This window comes from Bacillus cereus group sp. BceL062, from assembly GCF_051780025.1.
GTDB classification, from domain to species: Bacteria; Bacillota; Bacilli; order Bacillales; family Bacillaceae_G; genus Bacillus_A; species Bacillus_A toyonensis.
The window spans coordinates 1-25,846 of the sequence record NZ_JBPWGY010000021.1 but is presented as its reverse complement, the minus strand read 5'-3'; the positions used below and the strand labels follow the sequence as shown (position 1 = coordinate 25,846).

Here is a 25,846-nt window from a genome sequence, read left to right as displayed (position 1 = left end):
AGGACTTTTATTTTTGAGACAACACTTTTTATCCATAAAATGTAAGTGAGGTGATATCGTGGATAAAGGATTGAATGAGAGAAAACCACCTACCCATTTAAAAAAGGTAGGAAAAGATACTTGGATTCGTATTTGGTCTGTTTTAGAAGGTGAAGGGAAGGCTGATATCAATGATCCTATTGTAGTTGAAACGATTGCTTTCAGTTATCAAATGTTTAGAGAGATGGCAGCTAATGTTAAAAAAGAAGGGCTGACAATGGAGCATACAAATAAAGCTAATGCTACAAATCTGACTAAGCACCCTTTGATATCAGAGATACCTAAGTATTTACAGCAGATACGTCAATATTTAGGGGAGCTAGGGTTGACTGGGGCAAGCCGTAAAAAGCTTCAGGAAGAGCTAACTGGAGACTCTGATGATGATTTCGACGACTTCTAAGCCATCTGAAATATCCAAGTGGTATAAAAATTGGCGAAATGAACAGATAAAGCATTTTTATATTTTGGTAGATCCCTCTCCTGAACTAAGAACAACTTGGTATGCAGAACAAGTTGTGAAGGGAAATATAAAAGCTAGTAAGAAAAATATCTTGTCTTGTCAACGTCATCTAAATGATTTGAAGAGACAGGGTACTGAGGAGTTTCCTTGGATATTCGATGAAGAAAAAGCTCATCGACCTATAAGATATATTGAAAAGTTCTGTCGTCCGTCAAAAGGTGACTATAAAAGGCTAGTTCTACAACCGTGGCAGCACTTTGTTATAGGTTCTTTGTATGGATGGATTCATAAAGATGCAGGTTATAGGCGCTTTCGTGAGGGCCTTATTTTTATTGGTCGTAAAAACGGAAAAACAACAATGATTTCTGGTTTGTCTAATTATGCTGTAGCTAAAGATAATGAGCCGGGTGCTCGTGTTTATGTTTTGGCAAATACAAAACAACAAGCTGGAGAACTATTTGATGAAAGTCGTGCAATGGTTCAAAAATCACCCTTTCTTCGGAAACATTTACGCGAAAATCAGAAAGGGATTTTTCATGATAAAACTCATTCTAAAATTGAACCTCGTGCATCAGATAGTAAGAAATTAGACGGATTAAATACACACCTTGGTATTTTTGATGAAATACATGAATTTAAAAACTTTAAGTTAATTAATGTTATTAAAAAATCACGTGGCGCACGTAAACAGCCAATGATTGTTTACATCACTACAGCAGGATATCAGCTTGAAGGACCGCTTGTTCAATACTATGAAATTGCAACTGATGTTTTGGAAGGAGTTATCGACCAAGATAGAAAGTTTTATTTCATGGCTGAAATGGATAGCGTGGAGGAAATTGAGAATCCTGAACTATGGATTAAAGCAAATCCTAATATGGGAGTTTCGCTAGATCTTCCATCGCTTATTGATGATTGGAATACAGACAAGCATACGGATGCTGAAAAGAATGACTGGATTACAAAACAATTTAATCTCTTTGTTGATAATGATGAAATGTCCTTTGTTGGCATTGAGATATTAAAAAGAAATGAGGAAGTTATTGATATAAAGGGATTAGCTGGTAAAGAATGTGTTGCAGGTTATGATTTGTCTGCAACAGAGGATTTTACAAGCGCTTGTTTAGAGTTTCCTTTAGATGACGGAAAGGTTTTTGTATTATCTCATAGTTGGGTTCCGCAGGCTAAAGTTGATCGTGATAACGAGAATATTAGCTTTAAAGAGTTTAAAGACAAGGGTTGGCTCACTATTATACCTGGTGAGTATGTGAAATATGAGTATGTTTATGATTGGTTTGTTAAGCAATCTGAACAATATTTCATAAAGAAAATCACTTATGATCCAGCTAATGCTTACCGTTTAAATGAAGATTTGAAAGCGTATGGTTTTAAAACCGAGACAGTTCGACAAGGACATTTAACTTTAAGTCCAGCATTAAAGGATGTAAAAGAGTTGTTGTTGGATGGAAAAATAATCAGTAATAAAAACCGTCTTTTCCGTTGGTATATGAATAATGTAAAGCTTGTGGAAGACAGAAACGGGAACTTTTTACCATCTAAACAGAGTAAATATCGAAAGATTGATGGCTTTGCAGCATTTCTAAATGCTCATACAGAAGTAATCCCGATGTTAACTCAATTACAAGGTGATGGAAATATTGAATTTATATCAGTTAATGATCTTTTTAAATAGAAAGGCGGTGAGAAATTGAATTTGATTAATCGTGTTAAAGGAGCGATTAAGGGAGCATCATTAGGATGGAAAGGGGCTGGATATAACTTCACTTCATGGTTTGGAAGGAAGTTTTGGGGTATTGATAATGCAAAGCTAGCTACAAATGAGACGATTTTTAGTGTGATTAGCAGATTATCTAATACGGTCGCATCTTTGCCATTAAAGCTTTATAAGGATTATGACACTGTTGTTAATCAAGTGTCTGATGTTGTAATGAATGAACCTAATCCAAACATGACCGGATTTGAATGGATAAATAAAATTGAAGTTTCAAGAAATGAAACTGGAAATGGATATGCAGCTATCATTCGTGATATCCGGTTTCAAGTGGAATCATTAATCCCTATTGAATCCGCTTATGTAACACCTTTTTTGAATAAGGATGATAATAATTTGTGGTATGAGGTACGTGGGATTGAAGGTACGTATTACATCCACAATATGAACATATTTCATGTCAAACACATCACAGGTATTTCAAGATGGAAAGGTATTTGTCCAATTGATGTTTTGCGAAATACTCTTGAATATGATAAGGCAGTACAAGAATTTAGTTTGTCAGAAATGCAGAAGAAAGATAGTTTTATTTTGGATTATGCGACGCAGGTAGATAGTGATAAGAGGCAAAAAATCATTGATGATTTTAAACGATTTTATCAAGAAAATGGTGGCATTTTATTTAGAGAACCCGGTGTAAATATTGAAGAAATGGAGCGGAAATATTTCGCTTCAGACACGTTAGCATCAGAACGAATTACACGTTCACGAGTTGCTAACGTTTTTAATGTTCCGGTTACATTTTTAAATGACACTGAAGGCCAGAGTTATAGCAGTAATGAACAGTTGATGATTCAGTTTGTTCAAATGACTCTAACTCCTATTGTTCGTCAGTATGAGCAAGAAATGAACCGTAAGTTGTTAAATAAAAAAGAACGGCAAGAGGGATATTATTTTAAATTTAACCTTGGAGGGCTGTTAAGAGGTGATACAGCTTCAAGAACAGCTTATTATCAAGCCGCAATTAGGAGTGGTTGGTTATCACAAGATGATGTGCGCCAAAAAGAAGACGAGCCACCTGTTGGTGGTAATGCTTCGAAACTTTGGGTAAGTGGTGATCTATATCCAATTGACATGGAGCCAACTCAACGGAAGGGGGTGAAAAACGGTGGCAAAGAACAAACAGAATAAGTTTTTCCAAATGAAAGCATCCGCCAATGGTAAAACGGCTGATGTTTTTATTTATGGAGAAATTACAAAGTATGCATGGGAAGAGTATGGCGAGATATCGTCTATTACTTTTAAAAATGAACTCGATGAATTAGGTGACGGCATTGAAACGATTAACCTTTACATCAATAGTCCAGGTGGATCTGTCTTTGAAACAATGGCTATTATCGCAATGTTACAGCGACATCCAGCGAAGGTTATTTCCTATATTGATGGCATAGGTGCTTCTTGCGCATCAGTATTACCTATGATTTCAGACAAAATCATTATGTATGCTAATTCAATGTTAATGGTACACAATGCGTGGACATATGCATCAGGAAATGCTGATCAGCTACGTAAAGCAGCGGATGACATTGAACGTATTAACCAATCGATGGTGCAACACTATTTAACTCGTGCTGGTGATAAGTTAGATGAAGATATATTAAAACAATTACTAGATGCAGAGACGTGGTTATCAGCTGAGGAAGCGATGGAGTATGGACTTTGTGATGAAATTATCTCAGCAAATAATGCCGCAGCATGTCTAGATGAAAAGTGGAGGAAGGAATACAAAAATGTTCCACAACAATTAGTAAATACACAAGCAAACATATCACCAAACGAAATGTTAGAACGACAAAAAATTGCCGAAGAAGCGAAAGCTAACGCGGACTATATAAACACAATTTTAGGGGGAATTCATTAATGAAAAATAAATTTCGATTATCTATTGGTAACATTCAATACTTCTCAAAAAATACATTGTTTGAACTAAAACAAAATTTATCTACTATTGGTCAACAGCTACAAAAAGTAGAGAGTGAGCTTTCTCAGAAGGCGATTGATCCATCCGCAACCATGGAGAGTCTTCAAGTGTTACAGCAATCCAAGAAAGACCTTCAAATGCGTTTCAATGTAATTAAAGAACAACATGACACGATGGAAGCTGAACAAAAAGCACAATTTCAAACTCAAACTGGTTTGCAATCTATTGAAGATCCAAAACAAAAGGTAGTTGCAGCGAAAGCGGAGTTGGTTCGAGCTACGATTCGTGGAGGTACCTTATCACAAGAAGCACGAGCAGTTCTTGGGGATAAAAATTCAACAGGCGGAGAAAAGATTCTCCCAACTACAATGACGAATGAATTATTACATGAACCATTTGTTAAAAACCCATTAAGAGACGTATCTACATTTACAAGTGTAACGAATCTCGAAATCCCTAAAGTTACATTTACATTAGATGACGATGATTTTATTGCTGATACAGCAACAGCAAAAGAATTAAAAGCGGAAGGTGATGTTGTAACCTTCGGACGTAATAAATTTAAGGTGTTTGTACCTATTTCAGAGACTGTTTTAGCAGCAACTGATACAAACTTAGTACAAACTGTAGATCAAGCGTTAGAAAGTGGTTTAGCAGCAAAAGAGAAGAAAGTAGCGTTTGCTACAACACCTAAAACTGGGGAAGAATCTATGTCATTCTATAAAGCTGGCATTAAATCTGTTAATGGTCAGAATTTATATGAAGCTATTACAGCAGCGGTTGCAGATTTGCACGAGGATTTTCGTGAAAATGCAACAATTGAAATGCGTTATGCTGATTACATGGCAATCATTAAAACACTGGCTAATGGTAGTGCTACGTTATATAATGCACAACCAGAACAAGTTTTAGGAAAACCAGTTAAATTCTGTGACTCGGCAGTAAATCCTGTTGTTGGTGATTTCAGATATTCTCACTTTAACTATGATCCTAATATGATTTATGATCGCGATAAAGATGTGAAAACAGGCATTGAACTATTTGTTTTAACTGCTTGGTTTGACCATAAGATTAAACTAAAATCAGCATTCCGTATCGCAGAAGTCAAAGTTACACCCTAATCCACCCCAAGCGCCAACAGGGTTAAAAGTTGATTCTACAACAGTAACAACGGCCAATATTAGTTGGTCTCCTGTTGTGTATGATGGGGGCATTAAAGAGTATCAAATACTTCGCAATGGAAAACAAGTAGGGACATCAGTAACAGCGACCTATAAAGACACAGGCCTAACTGGTGATACAACATATTCTTATCAAGTGAAAGCAGTTGGAAATAACGGATCAAATTCTCCGTTAAGCGTTGAGTTATCAGTGAAAACCAATGCTTCAGGATCATAGGTGATTATATGTTAGAACTATTAAAAAGAAAAATGAAAATCGATGGAAATGAAGAGGATACAGATATTCAACTTCTAATCGATGGAGCAAAAGAATCCTTATTACAATCTGGTGTTCCTGAAAGTGAAAAGGCACTATATAAAATTGCGGTAATAACGCATGTTTTATTAAACTATGAGAATCAAGATAAATCATTAAATGTCCCGGCATTAAAGCATTCATTGGAAACAACCATATTACAATTAAGGGACTATAATTACGGTGATAATCATGAATCCAAGTAAATTAAATAAACGAATAACAATTCAGCAAGAAATCACAAATAAAAAAGATGAAGAAGGGAATCCAGTTCCGTCAGAATGGAAAGATGTTGTCACTGTTTGGGCAAGAGCAAAAACACCATTCGGAAAAGGATTCAATTATGAAATATTCACTGGAAACACAGAAAATGCGGTGCGCACAGTGAATTTTTTTATGCGATTTCGTAGAGGGATTGATACGAAAATGCGCGTCTTATATGACGGGCGTTTATTTGAAATTAGAGCTGTTATAGATGTTGATGAACAGCATAAAGAAATCTGTTTAGTGTGCGAGGAGAGATCCATATGGCAGAAATAACGACCTTTGGGATCCAGGAAGCTATTCAGCGTTTCGAAGCATTGGGAAGAAACGTAAAAACAGTTGAAAATACGGCGTTAAAAAAGGGCGCTGAAGTAGTGAAAGATGCATTAGAGGTAGAAAGTCCAGCTAGTGCATCGCCTAAACCACCTTCACCTAAAGAATCTTGGCGAACAGGGAAGCATGCAAAAGATGAAGTACTTGTTGGTAAAGTGAAGAATCGAAATGGAGTCAAATCTATTAGTGTGGGATGGGAAAAAGATGATAATTCTCCACACTTTTATATGAAATTCCAAAACTGGGGAACCAGTAAAATGCCACATCCACCGCACAAAGGATTCATAGAAAAGACCGTAACCCATACAGAAATAAAGGCAGTTCATGAAATGAGAAATGTCTTTGCAGCGGCGTTGCATATCGTATGAGATTTCTAGAAAAAGATGTGTTGCGTGCTCTTACGACTCCTTTTATTGTGGAAAAGCTAGGCGGAGAATACATTTATAACATGGTTCGTGGAGATGACAACGGCAAAACATGGATCACTTATTCTGAATTAGATAATGGTGCTGGAAGATACGCTGAAGGAGCGGAATCTACCAGTACTATTTTATTTCAAGTTGATATTTGGTCTTTCATGCCAGTTAAGGGTGATTTAAAAGAAGCGGTAAATAGTTCTATGAAAAATATAGGTCTTAAGCGTATTACAACAGCAAATTTATATGAAGCTGATACGAAAATATATCATTACGGTATGAGGTTTCGTACAGAATTAAAAGTATAGGAGGAAGATATATGATTATAGATTTTAGGGATTTACATTTTTCGATTTTAACAGAGAAAGACGATGAAACGTTTGATTACGGTCCAATCGAGAGAATTGGTAAAACAGTAAGTGGTAAAGCAGATACAAAATCTGAATCAGGGACTTTCTTTGCAGAAGGTGGACCAAGTGCAACAGCGTCTTCCTTTGGTGGTACTGAAATTGAATTAGAAGTGGATAAACTCCCTTTACAAGTTTACGCAAAATTATTAGGTAAAAAAGTCGTTAAAGGACAAGTTATCGATAATGTTAACGATATTGCTCCATATGTAGCGTTATTATATCGCCTACCTTATCTCAGTGGAAAGAATCTATATGTATGCTATTACAAAATGAAATTTGAGATTCCGAGTGATGAACATAAAACAGCTGAAGATAAACCGAATTTCCAATCGGCTAAAATAAAAGGAAAAGCAATTCAACGTTCTGATGGGAATTGGAGAAATCGTTTGGATGAAGAAGATCCAGAACACGATAAAACAGTTGCGGCAAATTGGTTTAAAAAAGTTCCAGCCCCACCTACAGTAACAACAGCCCCAACTGGTCAATAAAAAAATAGAGAAGGTACAGCGTAATGCTGTGCCTTTTATTTATGGGAGGAGAATCAATTATGCAAGAAACACAAAAAACAGAAACGTTTAAATTGGTTTTAAATTTATCTACTGGTAAAAAAACTTTCTTTTTACCTAATTTTATTTCAGCTACTGATGCCTTTGCAGCAGCGGAGTGGACAGAAAAGTTAAATGCTGAAACTGTTCAATTTGATTTATTAAAAGAAGCTACTCAATTTGTTGTTAAATTGTTTGGTAATCGTTTTACGGTAGAGGATTTCCTTAATGGTATACATGCTTGGTTTTTAACTTCAACTATTTACTCTATTTGTTTAGCGATTATAGGGCGTATTGCTGAAGCTGTTGCTATTATCAATGCTATTGATTCAAAGACAAATTCATCAAAAAAAAAGAAACAGAGAAACAGAAGGAATCATTCAAACCAACAGAAATGATGTTGGGTATTTATAGCATGCTTCAAGATGCTGGTATATCTCAAGCAGATATAAACCAAATGGATTTAGTCCTCTTTTTTAAAACATTAGGGTACAAACAACAGCAAGAAGATAAGAAAGTTGTTCGAACAGCAGATCAAGCGCCAGCTTGGTTATAAAGGTAGGTGAGATAAATGGCTGGAGATATGGAAATTGGTGCCCGAGTCACACTTGACACCCAACGTTTTGAAAATGGAGTTGCAGGAATTAATCGTGGTTTACGCTTAATAGACTCAGAGTTTAATTTAACGAGTGAGCGTGCTAGGTTACTTGGGAATTCTGTAGAGCAGTTACAAAATAAATTAACGTATTTGAATGAAAAGTTCACTCTACAAGGACAAAAAGTAGAGCATTACCGTCAAAAAATTGAACAAGCAAGACAAAAGCAAGAACAATTACAAGCATCCAATTTAACATTGGCAGCATCGATGGAACGCCTTGAAACACAGTATAACCAAGCTGTACAAAACTTCGGACGTAATTCACAAGAAGCTAAACAATTGAAGCAAGAATTAAAGCAGCTTCAAGCTGAATATACATCAAACGGCCAGGCATTACAGCGATTAAATACGCAAATCGATAACAATACAATTGCTATGAATCGTGCTGAAACAGCTCAAGAGCGTATTCAAAATGAGATAAGAGAAACAAACCGCGAATTAGCGGAACAACAGAATCGCCTGCATCGTACTGGGGAACGGATGCGTGATACAGGGAACAAAATGCAGGACGTTGGCGGTCAAGTCGGAACAACCTTTGCAGCAATGACTGGTGTTATCGGAGCTGGGCTTGCGGTGGCTGTGAAAGAATCGATGAACTTTGAGCAGAAGATGGCGGATATTCAAGCAGTTTCTGGTGCAACTGGCGATGAAATGAAAAAGATTAGTGAACTTGCTGTAGAAATGGGAGAAAAAACAAAATATTCTTCTGTACAAGCAGGACAAGGGATTGAAGAGTTAATTAAAGCTGGGGTAAGTCTAACTGACATTATTAATGGTGGTTTAGAAGGCGCTCTTAACCTAGCGACAGCTGGGGAATTGGAATTGGGAGATGCAGCAGAAATTGCTTCGACAGCTCTAAATGCGTTCAAGGATGATAATTTATCAGTAGCTCAAGCAGCTGATCTATTGGCTGGTGCGGCAAATGCTTCCGCAACGAATGTTAGTGAATTGAAATTTGGCTTATCGATGGTTTCAGCGGTGGCAGCGGGTGTAGGACTAAGTTTTAAAGATACTACAACAGCCTTAGCTTTATTTGCACAGAACGGTTTAAAAGGTTCTGATGCAGGTACTTCACTGAAAACAATGCTGGCAAACTTAATTCCTAAATCTAACGAAGCATATGAAATGTTTAGCGAGTTGGGATTAATAACAATTGATACTGGAAAGGCAATGCAGTTTCTTGGAGAAAAAGGTATTAAGCCAACTTCAACGTCATTTCAAGATGTAACTGGATCTTTATCTGAATACGCAGCTAATCAAGCTGGTGTAAAAGTTGGTTCTGAAAAAGCTGAGAAAGCATTTCAGAAGTTAACCTTCTCAACTGGTATCATGACAAACGCCTTTTTTGATTCAAATGGAAACTTAAAAAACATGTCCGATATTGCTGAAGTTCTCCAAATGGCAATGCAAGGGTTAACGGCTGAACAAAGACAATCTTACATGTATACGTTATTTGGATCTGATGCTATTCGTGCCGCTAACATCCTTTATAAAGAGGGCGCAAATGGTGTGAAAAATATGTATACGGAAATGTCAAAGGTAACAGCATTAGAAGTTGCTGAGACGAAGATGAACACGACTAAAGGTAAAATGGAGCAGCTAAGTGGTGCTGTAGATACACTGAAAAAATCATTCGGTGATGCTTTGTTGCCAATATTAGTTGATGTGGTAGAAGGTGTTCAAGGTGTAGTAGATTGGTTTAATAATTTAGATGAATCCACACAAAGCACGATTGCTAAAAGTGCATTATTAGCTTTTGGGATAGCTGGTGTAACTACAGCGTTAGGCTTTCTTGCTATGGGCGTAGGAGCTTTATTGGCAAATCCAATTGCTTTAGCGATTACAGGAGCAGTCCTTGCTGTAGGAGCGCTTGGTATAGCAATAGTGGACCTAAATGAAAAATCAAATCAAGCTCAAACAAATATGTCTAAGTTTGGTCAGAATGTAAGTGAAGCAACAAGTAAAGCAGCTAGCGCTTATGTAGATTTAAAAGATAAAGCTATTAATAATATGATGGATTTGAAACTTAAAACAGGAGAAGAAGCAAATAAAGCAGCTGATGAAACAATTAAAGCTTTCCAACGTATGACGAATGAAGTCATTAAAGAATTAGAAGGAAAGAAAAGCGAGTTTAATAAGATGTTTAGTCAGTTGATGGGAACAGTTCCTGAAAGTGCAAAACAAACTTTGGAACAAGTTAAGAATAATGTGATTGAATCCATCAATAAAGAAATCGAAGTTGCTACACAGGCTGAAAAGATTTTGGAAGAAGGTATTAAAAGGTATCAAGGCGATACTATGAAAATGCCAAAAGATTTTGCTCAAAAATTTGAACAAGCATTACAGGTTGCAGACAAGAATGTTCAACAATTCTATACAAAAGCGAAAGAAATAACGTCAATTTCAAAAGAAATCGAATCTGGTGGGATGCTCTCATTAGATGCTGGTAAAAAGCGTTTCGAAAGCATCATAAAAGTATATGAAGATGGCGTTAAATCTTTAGAAAAACAAACTAAAGGATGGCGTGAAAATGTAGAGAAGGCTTTTAAACTGGGTGAAATTAAACCAGAGGAAAGAAAAGCTACATTAGATGCTATTGCACTTTACGAATCAAAACATGTGAATGATCTACAAGGAATCAGGAACGATGGATTTAAAGTGTTACAGCAACATATGAAGGACGAAGATGCAGAAGTCTTAGCATCACAGGCTAAGCGAATTGAAGCAGAAGATAAGGGATGGGGCGAACGTATTAAAGCGGCCTGGGGTTATCGAGAGAAATCTACAGATTTAGAGAATCGATTCAGAAGTGATCAAGAAAAAGCGGAAAAAGATTATCAGGATAAATTACTTAAATATGAGTTGCAATATGGTAAATCTAAGATTGAAAGTATTGGAATGTATCTTTCCGAACTTCAAAAAGGAACTGAGTCATCTAGGTTGTTAGCTGAATCAATGGCAAAAGAAATTGACGGTAAAATGAAAATTGATTTAGGGCCAGCAGGACAATTCACGATAGATACATTCTTACAAAAACTTCAAAAAGGTGAATTAGATTCTTCAGCTGTAGCAACCGCAAATGCCAATAAATTAAAAGATGTATATAAAGTAGACCTTTCACAAAGTGGTATTGAGTCTATGCAAAAGTGGATTGAAGGCATCAAAACTAAGGACACTGGAGAAGTAAGAGAATTCTTAAGTGAAAATATGCAAGGTAATACCACAATTGACCTTGGCATCTATGGGAAAATGACAATGGATTCGTGGATAACAGGACTTCAGACTGGAACATTGTCATTTGATACAGTATTCCAATTCTTCCAACAAAACGTTAAAAATGGAATGAAAGTTGATGCCACTCAAGAAGGTCAAAATAACATACAAACTTTAATTAATGGAATGCAAATTGGAGCATTACCATTACAACAAGTCGCACAGACTATGGGATTAGATATTAAAAGTAATGTTCAAGTTGATCTTGGAGAAGCAGGGAATTTCAATGTGCAAACGCTGGTACAAGGTATGCAAAATGGTTCCATTAACGCTGAACTAGCAGCAAAGGCAATCGCATTGCTAGTTGAAAATGGAGCGAAATTAGATTTAACACAAGTTGGATTTGATATAAGTCAAACACAAGCTAATGGTATATCTACTAACACGGCTCCTGAAACCGCGGCGACAGGGAAGAAACAAGCAGTTGAAGGGATTTTAGGTAGTACGACGGATGGTGGTGGCGGTAATAAAAGTGGTAGCGAACTAGGACAAGGCATAATTAGCCAAGATGGCTATATTAGAGGAAGTGCTTTGCAAGTAGTCGCTAGTGCTCATGGTGCTTTTAACACGATTAATGGAAACCCGGCAGGTAATCAAGGGGGCCAAGGTTTTGCAGGTGGTATCGTCAATCAAAATGGTTATATCCGAGGGAGTGCTCTTGAAGCTGTAGCCTCAGCTCATGCTGGCTTTAATAACGTTAATGGTACGCCACACGGTCAAAAAGGTGGCAATGAGTTCGCTCAAGGTATGGAGAATACCCAGGGACGAGTAAGATCAAGTGGTTCTAATGTAGCAGAGAGTGGAAATTCTGGATTAAAAAGCGTTAGTTCTGTTAGCCCTGGTGAAGCATTTTCAAGTGGATTTGCTAGTGGTATTTCTAATGGGAAATGGAATGTGCAAAATGTAGCGTCTAGTTTAGCTAGAGGTGCATTTGAAGCGTTAAAAGCTACACTTAATGTGAACTCGCCCTCACGATTGACACGTGATCAAGGGGGGAAACCTTTTAGTGAAGGTTTTGCGCTGGGGATTCAAAAAACATCTTATATGGCAGAAAATGAAAGCCACACTCTTGGTACAAATGCTTATAAGTCTCTTGTAAATACGCTAAAATCCAATAATTTAGCATTTGCAGGTGTTCAAATGGCGCAAGGACTTGCAACCGGGATTAAGAGTCAATATTCTGTAGTACGAGATGCTTTGCAAGATACAGTAACAGGCGCTATTGATGGTATTCGTTCTATTAAACCAGAAGAAATATTTAGTTTTAAAGGTGACGATCCGTTAACCAAATATTTTAATGCGATTTTTGAGGATGGAGATTGGCAAAACGATTGGATTACTCATATTCCTGAGAGTATGCGCGATATGGTTAGAGAAATTGGACGTCAAATGGAACGTTTTGAAGGGCTTTCAATTCATGATGTTGGTAATCTTTCTAGATGGAGAGAAGTGTTATCTGATAATCCTAATGTTATACAGTATCGACCAGACAATGATAATCCAGATAAGGGACAATATATGCCATATAGTAACAAAGACCTTGCACAACAAAGACCATTACAAATTGTAATAGATAGAATGGTTCTTGCAGAATTATTAATATCTCCATTGGAGCTATTGCAAGGACAGAAATTCGAGACAGATTTATACAATGCAGGGGTGAGACGATGACAAATCAAACTCTTACAATTATTCAGGGAGATGGTTCTAAGTTTGTTATTTCATCTAATGACAAACTTACTGTTTTAAACTTTCTTCCTAATTCCCCTTTCTATAACACTGGATACGAAAAGTTAGATGGGAGACATGGAGAAATTGATTTAGGTGGAAGTTTTAATTCAAGGGACGATATTAAATCTTTATTTCTCGCAGAACCACATGGGATAGATGACTTTTATAAAGTTCGTAATTTTATGTTCCGTCTTTTCGCTTCGCAATCTCCGTTTTATATTGTTTCAAATAGAGAGCCTGAAAAGCGATGGAAAGTACGAGTGTCAAGTAAATATGAAGTAGAACCGCAGGCGAACGGAAACTACAGCCTTATAGAAATTCAGTATAAATCAGCGAATGCTTTTGCTGAGTCCGTACAATCGACGTTAGAAAAGATGCAAGCAGAGTATACAAGAACAACAGCTACATTCTCTATTGATAATAAAGGTGATGTAGAAATCGATCCAAGACAGATGCCTTTACGAATTACCTTTAAAGGGGCTTCTGAGAATCTTAAGATTAAAAACAAAACAACGAAAGAAGAATGGAGTTATACTGGCACAACAATAGATAGAGATACAATTGTGATAGATCAAGTGAAAAGTACGAAAAACAGCTTGTCCATTGTTCGAGACACAAATAAAAAAGTAATATCTTTAAGGGAAGGAATAAATGAATTTGAAATTACAGGCGCTAAAGGCGCTTTTTCTATTTCATTTGATTTTCGTTTCCAATACTTATAGAAAGGAGGTGTGATATTGGAATTAGTTACAGTAACTGATATAGCAGGAAATACAGAGATACTAACAGGGTTTCCAACTATCACTAGAGTTCGTAGGGTGAATGGGGAAAAAGGAATCAGTTTTCTACTATATCCTACGGAAGAAAATACACATTCTTTTCCATTGGTACAAGAAGAAAGCAAAATTGAATTTGATGGTGAAGTTTATATTGTAAAGCATTTAGCAGAAAGAACAATTGAAAGTAAGTTTTATAAAAGAGTTGAATGTATTCATGAATTTTACGTGAATATGCTGAATAAGCAACAATATAAAGTTCATAACGGTAGCATGACTTTTCGTGATGCGGTTGATTTTGTCTTTGAAGGGACAGGATATCAAACAGTAATTATTGATCAGTTTTACGCACAAGATTTTCAAGAGTTTGGAAAAGAAAATCGACTGGCATTACTAAAAAAGAAATTAGAGCGCTATAAGGCAGAAATATCGATTCGTGGAAATCTCGCCAGCTTTAAAGAGAAAATAGGGGAAGATACTGATTTTCAGTTTAGGTACAATTTCAATATTAAAACATTTGAAAGAGAAATTGATACAAAGCCCCTTGCGACTTATATTCGTGGATATGGTAAAGACGGGTTAGAGAGAGAATACACCAGTCCAAATGTACATAAATTTGGGCTAATTGAAGCGGATTCCATAGATGACGAACGTTTTACAACAATAGATGGATTAGACAAGGCATTAAAAGAAAACCTACAGGACACGCCAGTTGTTAGTATGACAATTGACTTTATAGATTTGAGAAAAGCCGGATACCCTTACAATGTGCCGAATGAAGGGGATCGGGTTCTTTTAATTTATGAGCCAATGGATATTGATATTGAAACCAGAATTATGGAGATTGAGGAAGTATTTAATGCGAAGTTAGAGCCGATTGCATGTAGGGTTACACTAGCTAACTATAAAAAATCTTTTGGGGGGACACTTTTTCAAACCGTACAGAAGGCAATGAGTGGCGTTGTAAATGAAGATGGGAAAATTAAATACAATGCCTTAGATGAAGGGGTTAAACGTGCAAGTGAAGCGATTAAGAATGCTCAAACAGAATTAATATTCGAGAATGGCATACTTGGTGTTAATCCTAAAAATCCAAATAACCTTGTTGCTCTGAACAGCGCTGGGTTTGGTGTTAGTCGAGATGGTGGGAAAACCTTTAAGGAAGCTATTACTTATGAGGGGATTGTTGCTTCAGTAGGTGTTGTTGGTCAATTTGATGCAAATAACATTAAAGTTGGACCGGGTACATTTTTTGAAGAAGGTTATGATCCTTTTAAAGTTTCTAATAGGCTAGATACTTTGATTGATAATTTATCAGAAGATAATGTAATTACAGTGATTGAAAAACAATTTCTAAGTGCAGAGTGGGTAAAGATTCAAAATGAGTATAGTTCCACCATGCAAATTGCGGCAGGGTATTGGAAACCGGAAGAAAAGATTTTCGAAAGAGATATGTATACACAAAGATATGAAGAACTGAAAAACTTTTTAACCGTAGAACATGATGAGAATAATCAGGCAGCCATTTTATCACCGAGTAATATGATAAAAGATTCAGTTATCAATGGCGACAGATATAAAAGTTGTTTAAAGAATTATTTTGAATCTAGGAATAAGATGAACGAGTTAATCTTGTTTCGTACAAAAGAGATTGCTGATACAGCTCAAAACAATGTAGATGAAGTAACAAATCATATTGTATATAAGGTTGAGATTCGAAGTACGAACGGAACTACATTTAAGAATGGTCAAATTAGTACAGAACTTGAAGCGCGTGTGTATCACGGAGCAACAGACGTTACGAATACAATTGATTTTATATATAAATGGACAAGAAAGTCCGCTGATTCGCTAGGGGATAACACATGGAATAAGGCACATGAAAATGCTGGTAAGAAAGTTACTATTACGAATTTGGATGTAGATATACGGGCTACATTTACATGTGAAGTAAACAAGTAGAAAAAGAAAGGGAGAGATCAAATGGGACCTATAGCAACTGGTCAGATTACTTTAATTGATATAAATGATGCAAGAAGTGTAACGGGATATATTGGATCGAATCAAGCGAAAGTACAAATCTTTAATCCGAATGGAAATACTTATACGCCTAACTGGGCAACAAATAATATGATATTAACTCCGTCTTTATTTGTTTCAGGTACAGCAACAGATATTATCGGACAAGTAAAGAGCATTATCTGGTATGAGCAAGGTAATAATACTCCAATTGCAAATGATACAAATTATTCAATCGGTACTGGAGCTGGAAAACCACTCACAATTAAAACGAATATTTTAGCATCTAAAAATCAACAAGTATATCTTTGTGAAGTGGTGTGGACTGATCCAACCACAGGATTGGATATCACATCTAAACTGGATATTGAATTAGTAAAGGTGACAAACGGAACGAATGGAACAAATGGTAGTAATGGTGCGAACGGTCAAAACGCTATTGCTGCATATGTATGGGCGCCAAATGGAAACATTTTTAGAAATAGTGCAGGCAGTCTTATCGCTGAATGTGATGTCTTTAATGGTTCGACGCAGCAAACAACAGGCGTTACTTATCAATGGTATAAACAAGATGCTTCCGTTTCTACGGATCAAGGTGGAGGTATCGGATGGTTAAAACTTACTGCCACAGCAACAGGTGGAGGAACAAGTGGATATACCACTGATAAATTAACAATTCCAGCCGGAGCTGTAGCCGGGATGGCATCTTTTAAATGTATTGCCACTTATAGTTCTAAAACGTATGTGGATGTTGTTACGTTTGCAGACCAAACAGACCCATTGCAAGTTACACCAATAGCGCTAACAGGAAATGTCTTTAAAAACGGACAAGGTACGGTACAAGTTATTGCGAAAGTGTACCAAGCAGGTGCAGAAGTAGATGCAGCTGGAACAAAATATCAATACAGATGGTACTTATATAACGCAGGTGGAACGATGGTTCCAAATTGGGGCGGAACAACAAATTACAAAACAGGAAAAACACTTACGGTGCAAGCATCAGAAATTACGGGTAAAGGCACTGTGATTTGTGAGATTGAGTAGGTGATAGTGTGCCAAAAGCAGCAGGTTTTATAACGTTACTTGATTTAAACGATGCATTAATTAGTGGTTCAGCCCCTAGTAATCCGACTACAGGAACACTATGGATAGATTCATCTGTTAAACCCAACGTTTTGAAAATGTGGGATGGGAAGAGTTGGGTAGTTCAATCCCTAGACTTAGCATCGTTGGATAAGGATGCAAATGACAAAATCGAAAATGCAACTACTACTCTTTCAAATCTTGCCGACGATTCGAAGATTGATATTACAGAAAGAAGTTACGTGAAAGATAAACTAGCAAATATAATCGGATCTGTTTTGCCTGATACAGCAAACACCTTGCCAGTCGCTAATGCTTTAGACAGTGGAGGTAAAGGTGAGTTCTCCTCTGTCCGCAAACAGGCAATCAATATTGGAATACCAACTTCAAATACAAACTATATAGCCGTAGCAACTCAATACACAAATTTAAAAACGTATTTAGAAGCTCTTACACCGATTGATGCATGGGATACATCCATTGGTAATAAAGACAAGGTAATCCCGATCAATCCCACCGTGTGGCGTGATACATGGCTCAAATACTATCAATCTGTGGACGCTTTAAGCGAATTGATTCAAGCAAAAGCAAAAGAAAACGTGGATAATCAAATGCCCGGCGGAAGAAATATGCTTAAAAATACAGCCGATTTTATTGCAAATAGAATGTGGGCTGATAATGGTTCAGGACCAGCCTATCCAGACACTTCCGTTCTTTATAACGGTAAAACAACATTAAAGGTTCCAATGCCTAATGGTGTGAAGTACCTTGACAGGAACATGCCTTTAAAGCGGGATATGTATTATACGTATACAGTTATGGTATATGGATCAGCAGCAGGAGCAGGGGGGAACGTATCACCTTTACATTTTTGGGCGCACACATCAAAAGATACTTCTGGGCAGCAAGTGGAGATTATTAAATATGATCAGTCTTTTCCGGCTAAACAATGGAAACGTATTTATGTCACATTTTTAACACCAAAAGACAAAGATTTATTCTTCACACCTTTTATATTTGGAGGATTAGGAACAGGTGGTACCTTAAATGTAATAGAGTTTATGCTTCAAGAGGGAAACATGGTAGGAGATTGGACTGAAAACCCTGATGAGGTACAAGCTAGAATTGATAAAATTCAAGGGGATTTACGTTTAACGAGTCCACTTCCAACTACAATATCGCTGGATTCAAGTGGTATAACAGCTAATACCGCAAAGGCTGATTCTTTTGCCAGAATGGATTATCGAGGGGTGTACTGTAAAAAAGGTGCGATACAAATAGAACGTCCAGACGGATACAATTTAATCATAGATGGCACAGCGAATTTTGATATGGGTGTTAGTTCTCACGAACCTCCATTTATGTCACCGGGTGTGAATTTTAATGCCTATTGGTACGCAACACGAAATACGACATGGAGTAATTGTAATTATTTCACGTTTAAACATACAGGTAGGTACCTTGTTTTTGCATTGAGTCTTGCAATTGATCCAGGTTCAGCAGCTCAAGTGAAAATTAGAGATATTTATGGGGCAGATTTATGGTATACCATGCATAGTAAAACAATCGCAGACGATTATTATGTAAATGCAACCATTGATTTAGGTGTACCAACAGGGCAAATGAGATACGTCTATTTAATGTTAGCATCGAATAGTGCGAACCATACAGCATACGCAAGGGTATTGAGTAAATGGCTAGAGAGGTGATACCAATGGAATTGAAAGAAAAGTATGAGCTTCATGAACGGTATAAAACGTGTATTTATGGTGATTCGGATGATGCAGGGAATATAACGCGGTTAGAATGTGGTCAACATATTATACCAAGTAGTGATTATATGCATTTCTTCCGAGTTGATCGTTATGTAACCGACACTATACAAAACTATAAGGTTGTCTGGAATGGAAGGGTTGCAGAGTTACAGGCAATTGATTTAGAAATAGAAAAATCAGTAAAAGCAATATATTTCGCCCCTACAAAAGAAGAATTAGAACGAGAAAAGGCAGAGATGGAAGCGAAAATTAAAATGCTTGAAGAACAAATAGCAGCACAACAAGTCGCACCAATCGAAAAAGAATAAGCCAAAGAGGGACAGTTAAATATGTCGCTCTTTTTTATTGCCTAAAAAGGGGTGGTCAAAGTGGAAGGGTTACAAGATGTAAGAAATGATGTTCAAGAAATAAAGCAAGATATCAAGGACATTCGTTTGGAAATTAAAAGTTTAGAGATGCGAACAACTGGTAACGAAAAAGACATTATTAATATCACTAAACAGTTAGATAAGATCGGTGCCAATACTACCTGGATCTTACGTTTAATTGTTGGAGGAATCGTTGGAGGTATCCTCACTCTTTTAATGAAAGGAGGTGGTATGTAATGATTAGTTTAACAGTAATGATTGGAATTGTAGTTGGTCTGTCACAAATCGCCAAAACAATTGGATTACAAACAAAATATGTTCCGTTATTAAATTTAACGCTTGGCATTGTGCTAGGCGTTTTATTTTTGGACGGAGATATCAAAACAAATGTATTTCAAGGAATCATCATTGGATTGTCAGCAAGTGGATTATTTGACCACACAAAAATTATAAAAAAGGATGTTGATGCTAAATGAAAAAGACAATGAAACATATTACCTCGTTTCTTATGATTCTAGTGCTTGCTGGCTCGTTTGCTACAAGCGCTTTTGCTGATAGAACGCTTATTATTTCTGATTTACCTAAACAACCATACCGTTATGGCGTGGGTGCATATGAGGGAGTTGTAGCTCATAGTACAGCGACTCCTGAAGCTCCGGCTATTAATATCCAAAAATATGAGTCTCGTACATGGAGAAACGCATTTGTTCACTATGCGGTTGACTGGAATGAAACAATCCAAATCGCGGATACAAAGTACATTGCTTACGGTGGAGGTCCTTCAGCTAATAAACGCTTTGTACATGTTGAACTTTGCGAAACAGCGGATTACGATAAATTCAAACGCAGCTATGATAAATACGTGAAGTTACTTGCTAAAATCCTACGTGATCGCGGTTTATCTGTAGATAAAGGATTATGGACTCACTATGATGTAACAAAATACCTTGGTGGAACAGATCATGAAGATCCACTTGATTACTTAAAGTCTCATGGCGTTTCAGAAGCTCAATTTAGAGCAGATGTACAACGAGCATATAACAATTCTAATGTGGATGTTTCTGTGCCTGAAAAGCCATCTAAACCGGGAGAGGTACCGACAGCGGTAACAGATGGTATTGCTTATATTGAAGGATACAACGTTAATTTACGTAAAGGACCAGATACAAGTTATTCTAAGATTCGTCAGCTAAATAAACCAGAATCTTATGTTGTATGGGCTGAAAAGGATGGTTGGTTAAATCTTGGTGGAAATCAGTGGATTAAGAACGATCCATCTTATGTGAAGTTTAGTAAGAAGAGTACAGTGGATTCCTCTATTGTAGGAAAACGCGTTGTATCTAAAGTTAACAATCTACGTTTCTATGATGCTCCATCTTGGCAAGATAAAGATGTTGCTGGTTCTGTAGATGCAGGTTTAGGATTCACAATTGATGTAAAAGTAAATGTAAATGGTTCACCACAATATAAAGTACACAATAGCAAAGGTAAAACATACTATGTAACAGCAAATGAAGCCTATGTGTATGTGAAGTGAAAAAGAGCCGTCCTTAATTGGGCGGCTTTTTTTATTTATTCCGTATTAAATGGGGTCAACTGGCATAAGCGGATCACCTGGGGAAAACTGATCGTTCACCACTGTATTTCCTTGCTGTATCACACCCGCAAAGTTAATGCCCCATGTGTTTATAGTAACTGGGCGGTAAGGGTCTTGCGGTCGAATAGGGTCTTGGGGTGAGTAGGGGTCTGTTGGTATTGTCACTCGAACTACGTATGTCGGTTCTTGTGGTCGGATAGGGTCTTGTGGGTAAAACACCCTTACGCTAAACAATTGCCGTGCTGGAATCGTAAATGTTACTGGACCAATAAACGGGATTACCCCTTCAGGCTCGCAATAGATACATCCGCCGTTTCCGTTACCATTCCCGTTGCTTAATTCCTCATCTGAACCACCGTTATCGTCGTTAATTAACTCCCCACAAAGATAACCATATGAAGGGAATGTATCACCATCACAAGTATCTTGATAATTCTGTACCGCTATAGTTACCGTTTGCGGTTCGTCTGTTTGATTAAGTGCAGAAACTTGAATGAAGTCCGTGTCCGCATTACGGAATAAAGGACCTGATGTATAGGTTTGGTAGCGAGGCTCACAATGACATTCACAATCGTATTTTTTACGTTTTTTCCGGTAGCACTTATGTGATCGGTCGTAATAATAGTTTGACATATTAAGCGTGTACCTCCTTTTTAATACATGCTATGTGAAGAATAAGAGTAATGATTGGACAAGAAATTCTGTACCTGTGGAAAAGGAATTTCGTGAGGGAAATAGAAAAAGCCATCTTATAAAAAGGTGGCTTTTTTTTAATTTATATTCACTAATTCATCAAATTTAAATTCTGCATTTAGTCCAAATGCATCCGTACAATAAATAGTTTTTAGCATTGGCTCTATATGTTGAACATTTATGTACATGTCATGAATCAAACCATCGCGGTAATAAGAAATTAGAATCTCTTCATGAGTTTGCATTGATTGGATAAGTCCACGTTCTATTTGTTCCCGCATATCTTCACTGACAATAGGTTTAGGAAGTTTATTTAAATCGTTAAGCATTTCATTAATTCCTATGAACTGTTCCGGAAGTGAAGCAAACGGTCTCCACTTTACCATCCCGCGTCCTTTTAAAGTAGGTGTTCCCCAGTTTTCATTTTCCATGATGATCCCCCGATTTGTGTAATTTATAATCATTATACACGAACATTTGTTCTTTTCGAAGCGTGATTTTATATGAATGTGTTTATGTATTTTTAAATTCTTCTTCAATCCAAATATCTTCTACTCTCATATCAAGAACTTTAGCAATTCTAATAGCGACTAAAAGTGTCGGTGTTCCTCCTTGAAGTAGGTTGGTCATTGTAGAATTAGCTATACCAACTTTTTTAGCCACAAATCCGTAACGTAACCCTTTTTCATCTACAATATGTTTTAAATTGCTACGTAGCATATTTACACCCCCTATTTGTATATTCTTGTGAAATTATTTTTGTCCTTTTAAAAAATAAATTTCAGGTGGACAGGCAATGTATTTCATTCTAGTTCATATACCTATATCAAGACCACGAGGAATACCAAGTGGAACTAAGGACATCAAGATGGGAGAGGGTTACATGCGTTGGCAGTATAATCACTTGAACACAACTCCATATTTACATCCTTCAAAAGAATTACGTCAAATGTATAACGAATCAAGGTCCATAAAAGAAACGGAATCAATTAGAAATCACATGATTAATCACAAAGTCTATGATCAAAAAGAATATAAAGAGTATTTCAGTTTGTCACAGGTATTAGAAGAAGATCTATATGGTGAGGAAGAAGAGGTATTTAATTGGGAGATTCTAATGGATTGTTATGATGTCGTCCGTACAAGAAAAGGTATTACATTTCGTGAAAAGGAAGAGGAGGAATAAACATGACACTAGCAGGGGAAGCGGTAATTATTTGGACGGCAACAGGCTTGTCAGTAGTTGCAATGAAGGCAGCAGAAAAAATGGGGAAGAGTATTCCTCATTTGCTTCCACGAATAACCTTGTACACAACGCTCACAGGCTCGTTCTTATATCTTCTACGTTATGTTCTAATTATGTTTCTATGAAGGAATACAATGTGGAAGGTCGGGACAACAGGAAGGCCATAAGAAAATGCTTGTCCTGTTATATTCCAAAATAGTGCAATGTTATCCTTATAGGATATCTAAGGGGGAAATGTTTATGCTGGAGTTACTAATGATCCCTATAGCAGCATTAACTTATGCATTAGTGAGTGATAAGTTCAAACGAAAAGATGTTGATAAAAAGAAGATTCAAGTCTTTTTTGAAGTGAGTGGAATCGCTATTAAAAGAGAAGATAAGCTACATTATCCAAAGTTTCAAAAGCAAGTTGATGATGATCGTAGTACAACATACATTTACACATTACCTGTAGGTATGCCGAGTAAAATTATTCAGAAGGTAGAGGATGTTGTGAGTGAGGGGTTAAATAAACCTGTTCGGATCCATTATGATAACTATAAATTAAGTATTCGAGTATTTCATAAAGACATACCTAATAAGTGGGAATGGTCAAAAACATTAGTTGAACAAGGGAAATGGCTTGTACCTATAGGGCAAAGCTTAGAAGAGTTAATTTACCATAATTTTGATAAAACGCCACACATGACTTTAGGTGGCCTAACACGTATGGGGAAAACCGTATTTTTAAAAAATGTAATGACATCTCTTATTACGGCACAATCAGATCATACTTATTTATACATTGTCGATTTAAAAGGCGGTTTAGAGTTTGGGCCATATCAAAATTTGAAGCAAGTTGAATCTATAGCAGAAAAGCCGATTCAAGCATTTCAAGTTTTAAATACAATTCTTGAAAAGATGGAAGAGAAAATGTGCTATATGAAGGAAAGGCATTATACAAACGTTGTGGAAACAAATATAAAAGAACGACATTTCATAATAGTTGATGAAGGGGCTGAGCTTTGTCCTGATAAGAGCATGAGTAAAGAACAGCAAAAATTATTAATTGCATGCCAAAGGATGCTTTCTTATATAGCAAGGATTGGTGGGGCACTTGGTTTCAGATTGATTTTTTGTACACAGTACCCAACAGGAGATACATTACCGCGACAAGTTAAGCAAAATTCAGATGCAAAGCTCGGTTTCAGACTACCAACACAAACAGCTTCCCAAGTGGTTATAGATGAATGCGGACTAGAATCGATTAAAAGTATACCGGGACGCGCGTTATTTAAAACGGATAGGTTAACAGAGATACAAGTACCTTATATTTCAAATGAAACGATGTGGAATGTACTAAAACAATATGAGGTGGAGAAACATGAATATACAAACACACATCAAATTGAATCGTCAGATGATGATTCTGACCTCGATTAGAAAGCTGAAATTTGCTACACGTAGACATTTAATGGCCATACATGATTTAGGTGGTATAAGAAATGCAAACCGTATATTAAAGGATTTAAGCTCTTTTGTTAATAGTACAGTGTATAAAAAAGAATTTGTATATTACTTAAATAAAAAAGGACGCGCGCTATTCGATGATACAGAAAAAATAGTACCAACAATTCGATTAGCGCACAGCCTTATGAGAAATGAAGCGTGGCTCTATCTGTTTTGTCCGGATGACTGGCAGATAGAAACACCTATACGTTATAAAGTAAATGATAATAAGAAGACAATTATTCCAGATGTGAAATTTCGAGATGAAGAAGACATATTAAATGCTGTAGAAATAGATCGGACCCAGATGATGAACATTAACAGTGAGAAAATGAGTAGATATGGTGAATTTACAGCATATTACAAAAATAAATACAATGGGAAAGTACCAATCATTCATTTTTTTACAGTGACAGAACACAGACAGAAAGCATTAGAAAAATTCGCAATGAAGCATGATGTATTTATAAAAGTTTATGTTGTACCAGAATTTCAATAAAAAAGAGCCAAATATGAATTCAGCTCTTTTTTTAAAAATTATTTTTCTCGAATTTGAAATTCAATAATGCTGTTGGACTATTCGGGTCATAGGTAAAAGAAACTTGATATTTTTTTGTAATCGCTCCAGATTCTACTTTTGGATCCTTGCGATCAATTTTGATGCGGATATCTTCTAGCATGTTTTTTACTTCTTGAGTCGCATCAATTTTTAACGATTCAAGTGAGAATAAGAATGTGTTCGGATCGTCACCTAAATAAGTAATTCTTTTTATTTCCTTTTGTTTATCATCTAAAATAATTCGGAAATTGTTCATATTCCCTAATTCAATGTTTCCATCTTTTATATTTTGGTGATCGATTAACGAAATAACATATAAAGCTTTATCTTGATACCCTTGCTCCTTTTCAATCTTTAATTCCTGAGAAAGTTTCGCTGTGTTAGTAGAACTACCTTTTTCATCTAAAACTTTATTAAAATTAGTAACAAAACTCGTTGCTTCCGTTGGGACATTTTTAACTTCAGTCTTATTGGCGTGTTTTGATACAGTAGAGTTATTTGAAGAACAAGCTGATAAAGTAAATGTGAATAAAACAGCAAAGATAACTAACGGTATTTTTTTAAACATAACTTTCCCCCTGTAAGAATCCATAATTGTTAAATCAAGAATAGCAGATGTGAATATTTTATATGTGTCATCTTTTGTCGATGATAAATAAAAGAGAAAAAAGCGCGGATATTAAAGGTGAGTGGCCGTGGTCATAAACAGATCCAAAAATAATAATGGTCATATATATAAGAAGAGAGTGGCATATAAAATGCTCACTCTCTTTTGACCACATAAACCACATTGACCACAACTCGTACCACATTTATTATTTACTTTATGTCCATTTTGTCTAAAATAGAAAATATAGCTGGACAAAAACACACGTTTTAACACATAATGGACACAATGCTTCTTTAGAGGTGTAAAGAAAAAAC

At 36.4% G+C, this 25,846-nt stretch carries 29 protein-coding genes and 1 pseudogene; 26 read left to right on the top strand and 4 right to left on the bottom strand.

Features of this window, described 5'->3' with window-relative positions; all coding sequences use genetic code 11:
- The first annotated feature begins 58 nt into the window (after positions 1-58).
- From ACS2MN_RS29455 to ACS2MN_RS29350, 22 genes and pseudogenes are all read left to right on the top strand, one after another.
- Positions 59-439 (top strand): phage terminase small subunit P27 family, encoded by a 381-nt coding sequence (locus ACS2MN_RS29455; RefSeq protein ID WP_000357496.1) that lies wholly within the window; start codon positions 59-61, stop codon positions 437-439.
- Positions 420-2,192 carry a terminase large subunit gene (locus ACS2MN_RS29450; RefSeq protein WP_438894893.1) on the top strand — a complete coding sequence of 591 codons (1,773 nt, stop codon included), beginning with the start codon at positions 420-422 and terminating at the stop codon, positions 2,190-2,192. Before ACS2MN_RS29455 ends, ACS2MN_RS29450 begins: the two co-directional genes overlap by 20 nt.
- Positions 2,193-2,207: 15 nt before the next feature.
- Positions 2,208-3,422, top strand: a complete 1,215-nt coding sequence (locus ACS2MN_RS29445) for a phage portal protein (RefSeq protein WP_438894870.1) — start codon at positions 2,208-2,210, stop codon at positions 3,420-3,422.
- Positions 3,400-4,152, top strand: a complete 753-nt coding sequence (locus ACS2MN_RS29440; protein ID WP_438894869.1) for a head maturation protease, ClpP-related — start codon at positions 3,400-3,402, stop codon at positions 4,150-4,152. Before ACS2MN_RS29445 ends, ACS2MN_RS29440 begins: the two co-directional genes overlap by 23 nt.
- On the top strand, positions 4,152-5,333 hold the full coding sequence (locus ACS2MN_RS29435; protein ID WP_438894868.1) for a phage major capsid protein: 1,182 nt from the start codon (positions 4,152-4,154) through the stop codon (positions 5,331-5,333). The genes ACS2MN_RS29440 and ACS2MN_RS29435 overlap by 1 nt, the downstream gene beginning before the upstream one ends.
- A gap of 22 nt (positions 5,334-5,355) precedes the next feature.
- Positions 5,356-5,610 (top strand): annotated as a pseudogene (locus ACS2MN_RS29430) (fibronectin type III domain-containing protein); the annotation flags it as partial.
- A gap of 8 nt (positions 5,611-5,618) precedes the next feature.
- Positions 5,619-5,894 carry a head-tail connector protein gene (locus ACS2MN_RS29425; RefSeq protein WP_000891458.1) on the top strand — a complete coding sequence of 92 codons (276 nt, stop codon included), beginning with the start codon at positions 5,619-5,621 and terminating at the stop codon, positions 5,892-5,894.
- On the top strand, positions 5,881-6,228 hold the full coding sequence (locus ACS2MN_RS29420; RefSeq protein ID WP_438894867.1) for a phage head closure protein: 348 nt from the start codon (positions 5,881-5,883) through the stop codon (positions 6,226-6,228). The genes ACS2MN_RS29425 and ACS2MN_RS29420 overlap by 14 nt, the downstream gene beginning before the upstream one ends.
- Positions 6,216-6,653, top strand: coding sequence for an HK97-gp10 family putative phage morphogenesis protein (locus ACS2MN_RS29415; RefSeq protein ID WP_438894866.1), 438 nt, complete (start codon positions 6,216-6,218; stop codon positions 6,651-6,653). The genes ACS2MN_RS29420 and ACS2MN_RS29415 overlap by 13 nt, the downstream gene beginning before the upstream one ends.
- Positions 6,650-7,009 (top strand): structural protein, encoded by a 360-nt coding sequence (locus ACS2MN_RS29410; protein ID WP_438894865.1) that lies wholly within the window; start codon positions 6,650-6,652, stop codon positions 7,007-7,009. The genes ACS2MN_RS29415 and ACS2MN_RS29410 overlap by 4 nt, the downstream gene beginning before the upstream one ends.
- Before the next feature lie 11 nt (positions 7,010-7,020).
- Positions 7,021-7,599 carry a major tail protein gene (locus ACS2MN_RS29405; RefSeq protein ID WP_438894864.1) on the top strand — a complete coding sequence of 193 codons (579 nt, stop codon included), beginning with the start codon at positions 7,021-7,023 and terminating at the stop codon, positions 7,597-7,599.
- A 59-nt stretch (positions 7,600-7,658) separates the two neighbouring features.
- Positions 7,659-8,054, top strand: a complete 396-nt coding sequence (gpG, locus tag ACS2MN_RS29400; protein WP_001158462.1) for a phage tail assembly chaperone G — start codon at positions 7,659-7,661, stop codon at positions 8,052-8,054.
- A 17-nt stretch (positions 8,055-8,071) separates the two neighbouring features.
- Positions 8,072-8,212 (top strand): LysR family transcriptional regulator, encoded by a 141-nt coding sequence (locus ACS2MN_RS29395; protein ID WP_097935863.1) that lies wholly within the window; start codon positions 8,072-8,074, stop codon positions 8,210-8,212.
- 15 nt (positions 8,213-8,227) lie between these two features.
- Positions 8,228-13,258, top strand: a complete 5,031-nt coding sequence (locus ACS2MN_RS29390; RefSeq protein WP_438894863.1) for a phage tail tape measure protein — start codon at positions 8,228-8,230, stop codon at positions 13,256-13,258.
- Positions 13,255-14,040, top strand: a complete 786-nt coding sequence (locus tag ACS2MN_RS29385) for a phage tail domain-containing protein (RefSeq protein ID WP_438894862.1) — start codon at positions 13,255-13,257, stop codon at positions 14,038-14,040. Before ACS2MN_RS29390 ends, ACS2MN_RS29385 begins: the two co-directional genes overlap by 4 nt.
- Positions 14,041-14,052: 12 nt before the next feature.
- Positions 14,053-16,056, top strand: a complete 2,004-nt coding sequence (locus ACS2MN_RS29380) for a phage tail protein (RefSeq protein WP_438894892.1) — start codon at positions 14,053-14,055, stop codon at positions 16,054-16,056.
- A gap of 21 nt (positions 16,057-16,077) precedes the next feature.
- Positions 16,078-17,157, top strand: a complete 1,080-nt coding sequence (locus ACS2MN_RS29375) for a hypothetical protein (protein ID WP_438894861.1) — start codon at positions 16,078-16,080, stop codon at positions 17,155-17,157.
- A gap of 8 nt (positions 17,158-17,165) precedes the next feature.
- Positions 17,166-18,905 carry a carbohydrate-binding protein CenC gene (locus tag ACS2MN_RS29370; RefSeq protein ID WP_438894860.1) on the top strand — a complete coding sequence of 580 codons (1,740 nt, stop codon included), beginning with the start codon at positions 17,166-17,168 and terminating at the stop codon, positions 18,903-18,905.
- 5 nt (positions 18,906-18,910) lie between these two features.
- Positions 18,911-19,279, top strand: a complete 369-nt coding sequence (locus ACS2MN_RS29365; RefSeq protein WP_438894859.1) for a phosphodiesterase — start codon at positions 18,911-18,913, stop codon at positions 19,277-19,279.
- 60 nt (positions 19,280-19,339) lie between these two features.
- Positions 19,340-19,576, top strand: a complete 237-nt coding sequence (locus tag ACS2MN_RS29360; RefSeq protein ID WP_098885954.1) for a hemolysin XhlA family protein — start codon at positions 19,340-19,342, stop codon at positions 19,574-19,576.
- Entirely contained in the window at positions 19,576-19,815 is a 240-nt protein-coding gene (locus tag ACS2MN_RS29355) for a holin (protein WP_438894858.1), read from the top strand. The genes ACS2MN_RS29360 and ACS2MN_RS29355 overlap by 1 nt, the downstream gene beginning before the upstream one ends.
- Entirely contained in the window at positions 19,812-20,876 is a 1,065-nt protein-coding gene (locus ACS2MN_RS29350) for an N-acetylmuramoyl-L-alanine amidase (RefSeq protein ID WP_438894857.1), read from the top strand. Before ACS2MN_RS29355 ends, ACS2MN_RS29350 begins: the two co-directional genes overlap by 4 nt.
- A gap of 45 nt (positions 20,877-20,921) precedes the next feature.
- On the opposite strand, the gene ACS2MN_RS29345 is transcribed toward ACS2MN_RS29350, so the two are convergent.
- The 3 genes from ACS2MN_RS29345 to ACS2MN_RS29335 form a co-directional block, all read right to left on the bottom strand.
- Entirely contained in the window at positions 20,922-21,569 is a 648-nt protein-coding gene (locus ACS2MN_RS29345) for a sodium:proton exchanger (protein WP_438894856.1), read from the bottom strand.
- Between the two features lie 137 nt (positions 21,570-21,706).
- Positions 21,707-22,060 (bottom strand): YolD-like family protein, encoded by a 354-nt coding sequence (locus ACS2MN_RS29340; RefSeq protein ID WP_438894855.1) that lies wholly within the window; start codon positions 22,058-22,060, stop codon positions 21,707-21,709.
- A gap of 82 nt (positions 22,061-22,142) precedes the next feature.
- Positions 22,143-22,349, bottom strand: a complete 207-nt coding sequence (locus ACS2MN_RS29335) for a helix-turn-helix transcriptional regulator (RefSeq protein ID WP_438894854.1) — start codon at positions 22,347-22,349, stop codon at positions 22,143-22,145.
- 163 nt (positions 22,350-22,512) lie between these two features.
- Between ACS2MN_RS29335 and ACS2MN_RS29330 the strand changes: the two genes are divergently transcribed.
- From ACS2MN_RS29330 to ACS2MN_RS29315, 4 genes are all read left to right on the top strand, one after another.
- Positions 22,513-22,815: a hypothetical protein gene (locus ACS2MN_RS29330; protein WP_438894853.1), complete on the top strand. Its 303-nt coding sequence runs from the start codon at positions 22,513-22,515 to the stop codon at positions 22,813-22,815.
- 2 nt (positions 22,816-22,817) lie between these two features.
- Positions 22,818-23,000: a hypothetical protein gene (locus ACS2MN_RS29325; RefSeq protein ID WP_438894852.1), complete on the top strand. Its 183-nt coding sequence runs from the start codon at positions 22,818-22,820 to the stop codon at positions 22,998-23,000.
- Between the two features lie 115 nt (positions 23,001-23,115).
- On the top strand, positions 23,116-24,297 hold the full coding sequence (locus ACS2MN_RS29320) for an FtsK/SpoIIIE domain-containing protein (RefSeq protein ID WP_438894851.1): 1,182 nt from the start codon (positions 23,116-23,118) through the stop codon (positions 24,295-24,297).
- Positions 24,239-24,862 carry a replication-relaxation family protein gene (locus ACS2MN_RS29315; protein WP_438894850.1) on the top strand — a complete coding sequence of 208 codons (624 nt, stop codon included), beginning with the start codon at positions 24,239-24,241 and terminating at the stop codon, positions 24,860-24,862. The genes ACS2MN_RS29320 and ACS2MN_RS29315 overlap by 59 nt, the downstream gene beginning before the upstream one ends.
- Before the next feature lie 31 nt (positions 24,863-24,893).
- On the opposite strand, the gene ACS2MN_RS29310 is transcribed toward ACS2MN_RS29315, so the two are convergent.
- Entirely contained in the window at positions 24,894-25,490 is a 597-nt protein-coding gene (locus ACS2MN_RS29310; RefSeq protein WP_438894849.1) for a hypothetical protein, read from the bottom strand.
- Positions 25,491-25,846 lie beyond the last annotated feature (356 nt).